The organism is Microcoleus sp. (assembly GCF_049646505.1).
GTDB lineage: Bacteria > Cyanobacteriota > Cyanobacteriia > Cyanobacteriales > Microcoleaceae > Microcoleus.
The window spans coordinates 1-11,892 of record NZ_JBARVX010000099.1; the positions used below are offsets into that span (position 1 = coordinate 1).

The following is an 11,892-nucleotide window of genomic DNA, read 5'->3' on the forward strand; positions in this document are numbered from 1 at the left end:
GTGACGGCGGCAGGTTCATTGCCTCGAAAACGAGTGACTGTAACTCCTCCGATCGCCACAACGATTCCCAGCACTGGCAGCAGCCACCAGTATTTTGCGATCGCCGATTTCTTTTTCTGGGAAGGGAGTTCAGTTTTAGCAGTTCGATCGAGGCGAACGATCGTGTCTGAAGCGAGTTCAGCAGGTTTCTGCTCGACAGTCACGATCGTGACTTCAGGCCCAGATGAGCTTGGAGGTGATGGAATGGGAGGTTTATCTTGGAAGGTCATGAGGTAGATACCGTAGGGTGAATAAAAAACGGATTACTAAAGAATTTGTTAGATTGATATGCCTCGATCGTTGCTCGGAGAGAATGCTTTAATACCCCAGCGATCCAAAAGTTATTAAAGCTTAGTGTCGGACGAACGACCCATTCCGTGTTCTAGGACGCCAATCAAGTCATCAAAAACTTGTTCAACGACCTGCATATCCAACTCAGGCACTCCAGCTTCAGTCAGTTGCTCTGAGTTCAAGCTCAGTCGCCCTGGAATGAAGTCCCGCAAGCCGTCTGCCAGCGCACTGATGACGAAGGCAGCAAAATCTGGATCGATACCAGGATCGATATCTCCTCGATCGATTCCTTGCTTTACCAGGCCGTGAACGTACATCAGAGAAACGGATTGCGTTCGCTTTAACACTTCATCCCGGAAGGGCACATCGCCATAAACGGCACGATTGATAATTTGACTCAAGGCTGGGTGAGACAAGTCGAACTGAGCGCTTTCTCGAAATAGCCAGCGCAAGTAAGGAAAGAATCCCATCTCCAATCCCGGAGGTTTGGCCTGCTGTAGAAAGTCAATCTTCTGCTGATGGGCGAGATCGACTAGGTATAGATAGAGGTCTTTCTTATCCTCAAAGTATTGATAGAAGCTGCCTTTGGCAATCTTTGCCTGCTTGACGATGTTGGAAATGGAGGCAATTTTATAGTCGTGGCTAGCGAATTGGGCGATCGCCAACTTCACAATGGTTTGACGCTTCGCTTCGGGTAAATTAAAAAAAGTTTGGGTTGGCATTAGCAGCAACAACAAAGGTTTTCTAGATGACTGACCAGTTATATGACCGATTAGTCACATTTTAGAGCAAAACCTTCACGCTGTCAAATCAAGCTGCCTCCGACTGATACCAATTTCATGAAGTGCCGCTACAAATGCGGGTTCTGTTTTATAAAGTTCGATGTCTAAAACAAAAATACTAGCTGTAGCACTATTTTATGAAATTAATATCAGATACTTCTCATTTCTTGAAAATTTTGTTGTGATGAGTCTTTCAGTCGGTTTCAACTCACATCTTGCACCATTCTCAAGAACAGGCTGTCCGGCCTGTTCCACAAAAGATGAATTTTCTTGTGGGGTGGGCATCCTGCCCGCCCATAAAAAGCTTGTTGACAATGGTGCATCTCAGTTTCAACCGAATGCAAGCTCTCTCGACGGGGGTTGAAACGAACGGCGGACTTTCGGGTCGGCGCGAGAAGTTTCGCTAAACTACCGATACTAATTTCACAAAGTGCCGATACAAATGCGGGTTCTGTTTTATAAAGTTCGATGTCTAAAACAAATATACTAACTGCAGCGCTGGTTTATGAAATCGGTATAATTCCTGTCCAATTTACCAAGCAGATATGTTTACTGTGTTGCCAGAAAAATGTCTCAAGCCGTGGACTGTAGTTCGATCGCTCCCGAATGTGGAAAAGCTGGTTGTGGGTTAGTTTCGCAGTTGGTCGGATGCAGGCGGTCACTGGCAAATTCTCCAACGGATGGTTCCGGTCGATCGGTTGAATGTGGTGTTCGATCCGTTGGTTCCAGCGTAATGTCGCTGCTAAATTGATGTGCTGCGATCGCCCGATCGGGCGATCGCCAATTAAATTACTGTGCTAGAGTGTGGCGAATTTCAGTAACTTGGTCGGCAACATCCAAAAATGCGGCCGGCATCGAAGGCCCTGTCAAAATAATATCCAAATCCTGCGGTTTGCTATCAATTAATGCCAGCACTTCTGCTTCAGGAATTAAGCCTAAATTCACCGCTAAACTCAACTCGTCGAGAATAACTAAGGCGTAACGGCCCTGGCGCACGGTATTTTGAACGTACTCCCACAATTGTTTGACCGATCGCATTTCGATCTCATCTAAATCTGCCTTGTCAATGCAGCGGGGCAAATCGCACCGCACCCAATCTAAATTCTGCCCCAGCCGCACGGGATGTTGATGCCCTTGATTGATTCCCCCTTTGAGGAACTGTACCGCCAACACGGGCGATCCCTGTCCTGCAATTCTGAGAGCTCCAGCCATGACACTGGTAAAAAAGCAGCGGTGCGGGCCTGTAAAAACTTGCACCAGCCCTTCAACTGTGTGGGGCAAGCTGTGGGTTAAGTTGAGTGTAGGGGTTTGTAACTGAGCAACCATAGGGCAATTTCAATTAGTAACTAAGTCTTGACTGCGGCTCCGGTCTTGGGATCGATCGAGCCTGCTTAACAATATATAGTGTACTTGGCCGATCGCACATCGGATCGAACGCTAGATGTACAAGTTGTCAAAAGCTAGCGGCAGTGACGGTCGCAGCTATTTTGCCCGATCGATCTCAATAACAGGTAAACTTTGAATGTCGCGGCGCTAGGAGCAAGACAGAGTGAGATTGGTGATTCTGGGAGGGCCAGGAGCGGGAAAAGGAACTCAGGCTGAACTACTGTGCAGCAATTTGAGCATTCCTTTGCTGGCTGTGGGGGATATTCTGCGGGAGGCGATCGCAGATGACACAGATTTGGGCAAGTTGGCAGTGTCTTATGTTGAAAAAGGGGAATTAGTTCCCGACGCAACTATGATTCAATTCTTTCGCCGCCGGCTGCTGCTGTGGGATGTGTTTAATGGCTGGCTGTTGGAGGGATATCCGCGAACGGCTTTTCAAGCTGAGGAATTGGATTTTTTATTAGAGGGTTTGGCGCAGGAGCTAGATTGGGCAATTTGGCTGAAGGTTCCCAATGAGGTTTTGTTGAGCCGATCGATCGAACGAGATCGATCGGACGACGAGCCAGAAATTTTACACCGCCGGCTAGATTTGTTCGAGGAACGCACTATTCCTATCTTAGAGTATTACGAGTATCGCAACAAACTGTTAACTATCAACGGCGACCAATCCCCGGAACAAGTGCAGCAAGATATTCTAAAAATGGTCAGTAGTCAGTAGTCAGTTGGCAGTTGGCAGTTGGTAGTTGGCAGTAGTCAGTAGTCAGTAGTCAGTTGGCAGTTGGTAGTTGGCAGTAGCTGTTATTTGTTGATTGTTACCAATAGCAAATAACAAGTAACGAATAACAAATAACAAATAACGAATAACGAACAACAAATAACAAATAACAAATAACAAACAACAAATAACAAACAACAAATAACAAATAACTTATGTCAATAAAACGTGCAGATGGCAGACAGCCAAATCAACTTCGTCCGATTAGTTTCGATCGCGAATTTACGAAATTTGCCAGCGCCTCGGTGCTCGCAAAAAGCGGCGATACTCAGGTACTGTGCAGCGTTACAATCAAGCCGGGAGTGCCTAGGTTTCTGGAGAATACCGGAAAAGGCTGGCTGACGGCGGAGTACCGGATGTTGCCGGGTTCTACGCCGCAGCGTCAAGAGCGGGAATTCATGAAGTTATCGGGGCGCACTCAAGAGATTCAGCGGTTGATTGGGCGCAGTTTGCGATCGTGCTTGGATATGCAGCTATTGGGGGAACGGACGATTCTGGTGGATGCGGATGTTTTGCAAGCAGACGCGGGGACTCGCACGACTTCTATTAACGGCGGGTTTGTGGCTGTGGCTGATGCTTTGAACAAGTTGGTGCAAAAAGGTGATTTGGGGCGATCGCCCTTAATTCGCCAAGTGGCGGCCGTGTCTGTGGGACTTTTGGAAAATGAGCTATTTTTAGATTTAAATTATCTTGAAGATGTGGCGGCAGAAATTGATTGTAATGTAGTGATGAATGGAGATTTGAACATCATCGAAATTCAGGGAACTGCGGAAGAGGGAAGTTTCAGCCGCAGTCAGTTGAATCAAATTTTGGATGTGGCAGAAACTGGGATTCAAGAATTGTTGGCGGCTCAGGGGCAAGCTTTTTAACTTGGTTGATTTTAACCTCGTGATTACCGACATTAATCATTCATTCATTCATCCCGATCGAACTCAGCTAAGATGTTACGAATCTCATTAGGACTAATATCTTCTCGGTCTGATTTAGCATAAATGGTTAATAGCAGTACGCTAGTCGGTGATTCAACTTGATAGATCAGTCGATAACCAGCGCTTTTTCCTTTTTGGATATTGCTATTTCTGACTCTTACCTTCAAGATGACATAATTTTCACCCATTCCGGGGATGCGATCGCCAGTAAAATTACCCCCTTGGAATTGTTCAATAATTGGCTGAGTATCTAACCTGATATTGCGATATTTTTTTGATAATTCACGCAAATTCCGTTTGTACTCAGGCGTTAAATCAATCTGTACGAAAGGCATTTCATTCGACATCTATTCCCTCCCACATTTCCGAAAGGGGGATGCGCTGTCCGGCTTTTGCTTGCTGTAATGCTCTCCTGAGACTTGCTTTCACTTCGGCAATGGGAGTATCATCAGGATCGATTTCGGTTTCCTCTGTTACTTCGGGAAAAAGTACGATAACTCGCACGCGGCTGGGAGGGAAGTCTTCGATCGCGCGATCGAGGAATAATTGACCTTTTTCATCCAGGGTTCCGGTTACTTCAACAGCTTTCATCTGTTTCTCCTGAAGGTATTTTTTACCAATTATATCACTTCATCTGAGGGTTTAACAAAGTTGATAGTTTAGAGCGATCGCCCTTCATCAATCCTCGCGGAGGGAAGCCAATCTTCCTGTTATCCTAGAAACAGACTTCATTACCCGATCGCAATTATGGTTGCTTTACCCGATCGCCCATTGATGAGCGCAGAAGAATACCTAGCTTGGGAACCCACCCAAGAAGAACGCTACGAATATTGGGATGGCGAAGTTGTGGCCATTAGTGGCGGCACCCGCAATCACAATCGGATTTGCGTCAACTTCTTCAAGCTATTAGACGATAGCCTTAATCTGCCCTACGAAATTTACATCTTAGCTGTAAAATTACGGTTAGAAGGAGGGCGAAACTATTTTTATCCTGATGTTATGGTAACTTGCGACGATCGCGATAACGATCCGCAATTGGTGCAATTTCCTTCCTTAATTATCGAAGTTTTATCACCTTCAACTGAAGCCATAGATCGCGGCGCAAAATTTGCTAAATATCGCCAATTTTCAACCCTGCAAGAGTATGTTTTAGTGCAAGTTCAACAGCCCGGAGTAGAACTGTTTCGACGCAATCAACAGAGTCAGTGGGTGCTCTCGGAGTATGGTTTGGGTGATTCTTTGCTACTTGAATCGGTGGGTGTCGAAATTGCGATCGCAGATTTATACCGCCAAGTACAATTTTCTTAGTCCGCAGAGGCAGACATTGTTTGTAGAGAAGCAAATTCCATTCGTCCTTTCTTTCTTTCTTTCTTTCTTAGTCCGCGGAGGCGGACATTGTTTGTGTAGCCGCGAATTCCATTCGCCCGGTATCCAACGGAAATTCACTATTCACCCACTATTCACCCAATATTGGCCGGATAATTCACCCAATATTCACCCAATATTCGCTATTTCTTACAAAACTTATCGCGGGGCGATCGGAATCTCAATCACAAACTCCGTACCCTCTCCCGGTGCAGAAACGCAAGTCAAATTTCCGCCGTGGGAACTAACAACAATCGAGTGAGAAATAGACAGCCCCAAACCAGTACCAGAACCCACCGGCTTAGTAGTAAAAAACGGATCGAATATCTTGTGCAGCACCTCATTGCTCATTCCCGGCCCGCTGTCAGCAATTCTAATTATCGCCGAATTCCTGTCTGTCACCTCCGTAGAAATTGTAATAGCAGGCTCTTTCTCAGAGCTTTTCGGGCAATCCCTCGCCAAGAGGAGCGCATCTATCGCATTTGTCAAAATATTCATAAATACCTGATTCAACTGCGACGCATAACAAGTAATTAGCGGCAGTTGGCTGTAATTTTTAATCACCTCAATTCCCAAACGTCCGCCCTCTTTCCTCAGACGCGGTTGCAGCAGCATCACCGTACTGTCAATCCCTTCGTGGATATCAACCGACTTCATTTGTGCTTCGTCGAGGCGCGAAAAATTCCGCAAGCTAAGCACAATATCCCGAATTCTTTCCGCTCCCACTTTCATCGAATCCAGCAGCTTTTGCAAATCTTCGCTCAAAAATTCCAGTTCAATTGTTTCTATTTCCTCTAGAATTTCATCGGCAGGTTCGGGATAATTCTGCTGGTAAAGCTGGATCAATTTCAGCAAGTCTTTCACGTATTCGCTAGCCGGATTGAGATTGCCGTAGATAAAACTTACAGGATTATTAATTTCGTGAGCTACACCAGCCACCATTTGCCCCAAGCTAGACATTTTTTCAGTTTGAATTAATTGAGCTTGAGTGAGTTTAAGCTCGCGCAAAGTTTGTTCTAAACGCTCGTTCTTTTCATTTAACTCCTGCGTCCGCTCTTGCACTTTCTGCTCCACCGAATTGTAAAGCAGGGCATTGTCTAAAGAAATAGCTACTTGCGAAGAAAGCAGCCTTAAAACTTCCAATCTGTGGGCATTAAACGCTCCCAAAGTCAAGTTATTTTCTAAATAAAGAATGCCGATTAATTTGCGCTGATTGATTATCGGCGTACACAAAAGAGATTTGAGCTGGTGTTTTGCCACGTAAGGATCTGCCGTAAATCGCCCCTCAGCCGCCGCATTGCTCAACACCACATCCGAGCGAGTCCTTTCCACAAAATTAATCACTGTCACAGGTAAATCCTGAGATTCTTCAACAGGCGTAAATTGCAGCACCGCTACATCTTCAGCAACTACTGAGGCTCTAGCTGAAATCAACAGTTTTTCATCTCTAACCAAGATTAAACAACCGGATTGTCCGCCAGCATTTTCCAGCGATATTCTCATCAAAGAAGCCAGCAACTTGTCTAAGACAATTTCGCTGGAAATCGCCAGAGATGCTTTCATTACAGTTGCTAAATCCAGCACTCTCGCATCGCTGCCAGTAGAAGTATGAATAGTTGTTGTAGTTTGACTGTTGTTAAAACTTCCGTGGAGCGGGGTCATTTCTCGCAACTGCGGATACTTCTGTTCTAAATCTTCAACTTTGCGGACTGCGCCCCAGCGCAAGTAGCACGAGTGAGCTTCGCGCAAATGAATTTTGGCATATTGATACTTACCTTTACTCAACCAAAACTTGGCTGCTAGTTCGTTAGCGAGGGCTTCATTTTGGACAAACTCGCTGTCTTGGGCTAAATTGATAGAAACATCGTAAAGCTCTACAGCTTCTGAATCTTTCTTGGAAATTCTAGCTATTTCTGCTTGTACTAACAAATACTTGTGCAGAAAATTTTCGCGACAGTTGTCTGCCCAAATTTTCATCTGTTTTTGATTGGCTTCTAACTTTTTCAAGTATTGTTTTTGCTTGTCTTTTGAAACAGTGGGAAAAACTGCGGCTAAAACTAGAGAAAAGAAAAAATTCCATTCTGTAGCGGGTATTGCTGCGGTAATAAAAGATAGCTGCTTTTCTACTTCCAAAGCTAGTTGCAGCGCTTCGTTGAAGTTGCCGTACCAGTACATTACTTGGCATTTGCGAATCTGATAAAGGCAAAGCGAGTACAAATTTTGATGGGCTTTACAGTTGTGTACGTATTCAGCTTCGCTGATATCTTCGCTTTCAAATACAAACTTTTCAGGAGTGAGTTGGCTCAAGTTGCGGAGGATTAACTCTACCCCTAATAATGTATCGGTTACGAGCTGATTTTTGGTTTTTTGGCTGAACTGCAAATACCTGCTGGTGTCTGCTAAAATTAGCGAGATTTCTTTGCCTTGAAAAAAGTAATTGGCTATGCGGTTGGACAGGATATAACCCGCGTATTCTAAATCTCCTGATTCTAAAGCAGCTTGATATCCTTCATTGCTGATTGCGTGGGAATCTTTGATATGGTTGAACCAGTAATAAAAAAGACTTACCAGCGACGAACAAGCTCTGCATTTCAAGCCGATGTTTCCGGATTTTTCGCTCAAGTTCAGCGACAGCATCGCAAATTGATAAGCTGCTTTGTAATCTCCCGAAACAGCGTTTAAGAACATACCGTAGCCCGCGTAGCAGAGAGATGCTTCTGGTACTAAACCGTAGGTGAGAGAGAGATTGACTCCTTTTAGTACGCTGACTTTCCACAATTCTGGATTGTTGAGGTAAGCCGATGTTAATAAGTTTGTGATTAATTTGACGGCAACTTTTTTGTCTGGTACTGTCATTTCTGGTGCGTCAATCAAGGAAGCTATTTCTATTCCTGCTAAACTTTTTTTTGCTGCTGCAAATTCTTCGGATATGACTTTGTGCAGCCCGTCTAGCGGCAAGTCAATCCCCAGCAAGTTCAAAGCTTGGATTCCGGCTTTAACGGCTTCTTCGTACTTGGCGCGGAGGGTGTACTGCACGATCAGCAGGTTGTAAATTTCTACCTTTTCTAAGGGCGATCGCGCTTTTTCCAAAGTTATGTTGATAAATTCTTCTGAATGCTCGAAATAGCCGTTTAGATACTCAACATTTGCGCGCTCCATGTTGAGAGCAAAGGCTAAGTCGTAGTGGAAATCCCAAATATCGGCCGTCAAACCGTCCATACCTGCGGTCAAATACTGCAAGGCTGCAACATAAGCTGTGGCATCTTTGGCTCTGCGGGCGGCGTCTAAATTCAGCGTTGCCAGTTCAATTAGTTCTCGCTCGTCTGTAATTAGCGATCGCGCTACATTCAAGTGATCGACTAATTCAAAAATTCTGTCAGCGCGATACTCAGCCGGAGTGTTTTCGAGGATTTGCCTGCCTATTTTCAGGTGAACTGCCTTTTTTTGCGAGTCGTCGATCAGAGCGTAAGCTGCTTGCTGTACGCGATCGTGCAAAAATTTATAATTCAGAATCAACAGGGGAAACATCACGTAATCTAGGGACTTACTTTCCAATTCCGAAGTTGGCAAAATTAGTCCAGACTTAATCGCCGGCAGTAACTGCGAAAAAGTTTCCGACGCTTCTTTCTCATTAATTAAAGAAAGAGTATTTAAATCAAATTCATTGCCCAAACAAGCCACTAAACGCAAAACCTGCTGCGTAGAACTGGGCAGTTTTCTCAATTTTTGTACCATCAAATCTACTACATTGTCAGTGATAGCGCACTGCTCAATTTGAGTCATATTCCAATGCCAGCCGCCCTTGCTCCCCGACTGTGGCGGGTGAAAAACTAGCAGATTTTCTTGATACAATGTTTGCAGAAATTGATTGACAAAAAAAGGATTGCCGTCTGTTTTGCTGACAACCAGTTCAGCTAAAGATTTGACAGATTCGCGATCGCTGTGCAAAGTTTCGGCAATCAAATCAGTGATATTTTCGACCCCCAGCGGCGACAAAGCAATCTCATTAATGATGGCTTCCTGATTTCGCAGCGTCTCCACAGTCATCATTAAAGGATGAGTGGGACTGACTTCATTATCCCGATAAGCGCCGATTAAAAACAGATATTGTGTCGCTTCATCTGTCATCATCAATTCGATCAGCTTGAGAGTCGCAGAATCTGCCCACTGCAAATCGTCGAGAAAAATCACCAGCGGATGTTCGGGCTGACAAAATACGCGAATGAAATTTTGAAATACTAAATTAAAGCGGTTAAGAGATTCTGTAGACCCCAATTCAGCGACAGGAGATTGAGCTCCGACAATTAGTTCAATTTCGGGAAGTATATCAATAATAATTTGCCCGTTTTGACCGAAAGAAGTGCGGAGTTTTTCGCGCCAAACTGCCAATTGAGCTTCGCTTTCAGTTAACAGTTGCCGCACTAATTCCGAAAAAGCGCTGACAACTGCAGAGTAAGGAATAGTCCGCTTGTACTGGTCAAACTTTCCCCAAATAAAATAACCGCGCCTGCGGGTAATGGATTTGTCTAAAATCTTCACCATTGCAGATTTGCCAATGCCGGAATAACCAGCAATCAGCATCATCTCGCTGCGGGATTTGTGATGTCCTCTCGCCAGCACTGACAGGGCGCTTTCTTTTTTCGATTTGAGTTCTGTCTTGATTACAGAAATTTGCGACTGTTCGAGGCGGTGAGCTCGATTATTTGTGGCTGCTACCCGTTCAAAGGCTGCTAAAAGAGTTTCAACTTCTCGCTGTCTGCCGTAAAGTTTTTGAGGGATTTGAAATTTGTCGGAAATATCTTGATGTCCGAGAGCAAACTCGGAAATAATTCCAGATGTTTGCAACTGAAACAAACAGGATTCCAAATCGGCTTTGAGTCCCCAAGCACTTTGATAGCGGTCTTCGGCGGTTTTTGCTAACAATTTCATCAGAATATCTGAAACAGCTTTAGGAATTTCTGGTGAAAGTTCGGCCAGAGGTACTGGCTGTTTGGCGATGTGACAGTGAACTAACTCCATCGGATCGGTAGTGGGAAAAGGGAGCTGTCCTGACAGGATTTCATAGAAGGTGACGCCGAGGGAATAAAAGTCTGTGCGGTAATCGATTACCCGGTTCATTCTGCCGGTTTGTTCCGGCGACATATAAGCTAAAGTGCCTTCTAAAAAATTAGGATCTTTATTGGCAACCTCTTCTAGGTTGGATGCAGTTGAAATGCTAAAATCTATGAGTTTAACTTGTCCGGTAGCTGGATTAAAAACTATATTAGAAGGATTGATATCTTTATGAATTACATTTCTGGCGTGAATTTCTCCTAAAGTTTCAGCAACTTTGATGGCGGTAGTTAAAAATCCTAAAGTGGTAAATTTTTGGGAAGCCATAAAGATTTTCAAAGATTCTCCTCCAAAATCTTCTAAAATCATTGCCAGACTATTTCTAACCTGCTGCAATTTGTATACTTTAACTACTCCGTCTAGGACGTTTAAGTTGGCCGTAATTTCATATTCGCGCTTGTATCTATTCAGTTCTTCTGGTGTAGGATAATCTTCTTTGATAAGTTTGATAATAACAGGTTGGTTGTCTTGCTCGTTGCGGCCGCGATAAACGAGGGAAGTGCTGCTTTCATAAATGAGAGCGAGAACTGCAACGCCGGGAATTGCCATCATAGTTGGCTTCTCTCAAATTAGGTGTGCTTGGTCAATACTACAGGACTTACTACGCGCGGCGGGTTAAAAACCCGGTTTTTTTGTTGCTAGTCGTTGACAAACCCCAGATTTTTTTGTATGAACCGGGTTTTTTTCGTAAATCCTATGTTATCCTTCATTATCGCTCAAGAGCTATCTTTTGGGGTGTGTGGGAAGGCACGCCTTGACAGTAAAGATTTGCTGACAAAAGCCCGGGGCGCTTTTGTGAGCTCAGCAGTTAGGCGAACAGCAGCACAAATAGAGGATTTGTGCAAGGATTTGCTAGGCTGTTGCGGGTTTAAATTGGATGATAGTCGATCGCACGGTTGACAAAAAAACAATCTCAGCTTTTAGGAGACAGGGCGGTTGAAACAGCCCTGCGAGTCAAACTCTCGCCGGAGGAGTGCGGGTTGAGTAACGGGCGCTGAAAATTAGGTTGTTTTATTTTGGTGGTTGAAACTGCCGCCTGCATTTGCACTCTCGTCATCTACGCGCTGGCTGGAATAATAACCTTTAATCTCGGAGTTAAAAAATCTGCCTGTAGAATCAGCATCTTGCAGAGATTCCCAAATTTCCGGTTCTACGTCGCTGTATTGATAGACTGAGCCGCTGCTAAATTCTATTTGTAAAACTTGCTCTTCTT

The 11,892-nt window shown here is 44.5% G+C and carries 11 protein-coding genes; 4 read left to right on the forward strand and 7 right to left on the reverse strand.

What is annotated here, in order from left to right:
* The 3 genes from WBA89_RS05590 to WBA89_RS05600 all read right to left on the reverse strand — a co-directional run.
* Window positions 1-269, reverse strand: a 269-nt coding sequence (locus WBA89_RS05590; RefSeq protein WP_424404555.1) for a hypothetical protein, incomplete at its 3' end; no start/stop codon positions are given.
* A gap of 114 nt (window positions 270-383) precedes the next feature.
* Window positions 384-1,052: a TetR/AcrR family transcriptional regulator gene (locus WBA89_RS05595; protein WP_333395988.1), complete on the reverse strand. Its 669-nt coding sequence runs from the start codon at window positions 1,050-1,052 to the stop codon at window positions 384-386.
* An 849-nt stretch (window positions 1,053-1,901) separates the two neighbouring features.
* Window positions 1,902-2,438: a P-loop NTPase family protein gene (locus WBA89_RS05600; RefSeq protein ID WP_424404557.1), complete on the reverse strand. Its 537-nt coding sequence runs from the start codon at window positions 2,436-2,438 to the stop codon at window positions 1,902-1,904.
* A gap of 223 nt (window positions 2,439-2,661) precedes the next feature.
* Between WBA89_RS05600 and WBA89_RS05605 the strand changes: the two genes are divergently transcribed.
* Entirely contained in the window at window positions 2,662-3,216 is a 555-nt protein-coding gene (locus tag WBA89_RS05605; protein ID WP_424404559.1) for an adenylate kinase family protein, read from the forward strand.
* A 212-nt stretch (window positions 3,217-3,428) separates the two neighbouring features.
* The gene (gene rph, locus WBA89_RS05610; protein WP_424404561.1) at window positions 3,429-4,142 is read left to right on the forward strand and encodes a ribonuclease PH; all 714 of its coding nucleotides are present in this window, start codon (window positions 3,429-3,431) and stop codon (window positions 4,140-4,142) included.
* Between the two features lie 44 nt (window positions 4,143-4,186).
* Here rph and WBA89_RS05615 read toward each other — a convergent pair whose 3' ends face one another.
* Window positions 4,187-4,549, reverse strand: a complete 363-nt coding sequence (locus WBA89_RS05615; protein WP_424404563.1) for a type II toxin-antitoxin system RelE/ParE family toxin — start codon at window positions 4,547-4,549, stop codon at window positions 4,187-4,189.
* A complete protein-coding gene (locus tag WBA89_RS05620; RefSeq protein WP_194012644.1) occupies window positions 4,539-4,793 on the reverse strand; it encodes a hypothetical protein in 255 nt (84 codons plus the stop codon). Before WBA89_RS05620 ends, WBA89_RS05615 begins: the two co-directional genes overlap by 11 nt.
* Window positions 4,794-4,949: 156 nt before the next feature.
* Here WBA89_RS05620 and WBA89_RS05625 point away from each other — a divergent pair, with 156 nt between their 5' ends.
* Window positions 4,950-5,510 (forward strand): Uma2 family endonuclease, encoded by a 561-nt coding sequence (locus WBA89_RS05625; RefSeq protein ID WP_424404565.1) that lies wholly within the window; start codon window positions 4,950-4,952, stop codon window positions 5,508-5,510.
* Window positions 5,511-5,726: 216 nt separating this feature from the next.
* Here the strand turns inward: WBA89_RS05625 and WBA89_RS05630 are convergent, their stop codons facing one another.
* On the reverse strand, window positions 5,727-11,231 hold the full coding sequence (locus tag WBA89_RS05630) for a trifunctional serine/threonine-protein kinase/ATP-binding protein/sensor histidine kinase (protein WP_424404567.1): 5,505 nt from the start codon (window positions 11,229-11,231) through the stop codon (window positions 5,727-5,729).
* 144 nt (window positions 11,232-11,375) lie between these two features.
* Here WBA89_RS05630 and WBA89_RS05635 point away from each other — a divergent pair, with 144 nt between their 5' ends.
* On the forward strand, window positions 11,376-11,579 hold the full coding sequence (locus WBA89_RS05635; protein ID WP_424404569.1) for a hypothetical protein: 204 nt from the start codon (window positions 11,376-11,378) through the stop codon (window positions 11,577-11,579).
* A gap of 101 nt (window positions 11,580-11,680) precedes the next feature.
* On the opposite strand, the gene WBA89_RS05640 is transcribed toward WBA89_RS05635, so the two are convergent.
* Window positions 11,681-11,892, reverse strand: a 212-nt coding sequence (locus WBA89_RS05640; protein WP_424404571.1) for a KTSC domain-containing protein, incomplete at its 5' end; no start/stop codon positions are given.

Coding starts and splice junctions, on each gene's coding strand:
- WBA89_RS05595 (WP_333395988.1), bottom strand. CDS start 1,052: ATGCCAACCCAAACTTTTTTTAATTTACCCGAAGCGAAGCGTCAAACC.
- WBA89_RS05600 (WP_424404557.1), bottom strand. CDS start 2,438: ATGGTTGCTCAGTTACAAACCCCTACACTCAACTTAACCCACAGCTTG.
- rph (WP_424404561.1), top strand. CDS start 3,429: ATGTCAATAAAACGTGCAGATGGCAGACAGCCAAATCAACTTCGTCCG.
- WBA89_RS05615 (WP_424404563.1), bottom strand. CDS start 4,549: ATGTCGAATGAAATGCCTTTCGTACAGATTGATTTAACGCCTGAGTAC.
- WBA89_RS05620 (WP_194012644.1), bottom strand. CDS start 4,793: ATGAAAGCTGTTGAAGTAACCGGAACCCTGGATGAAAAAGGTCAATTA.
- WBA89_RS05625 (WP_424404565.1), top strand. CDS start 4,950: ATGGTTGCTTTACCCGATCGCCCATTGATGAGCGCAGAAGAATACCTA.
- WBA89_RS05630 (WP_424404567.1), bottom strand. CDS start 11,231: ATGATGGCAATTCCCGGCGTTGCAGTTCTCGCTCTCATTTATGAAAGC.
- WBA89_RS05635 (WP_424404569.1), top strand. CDS start 11,376: ATGTTATCCTTCATTATCGCTCAAGAGCTATCTTTTGGGGTGTGTGGG.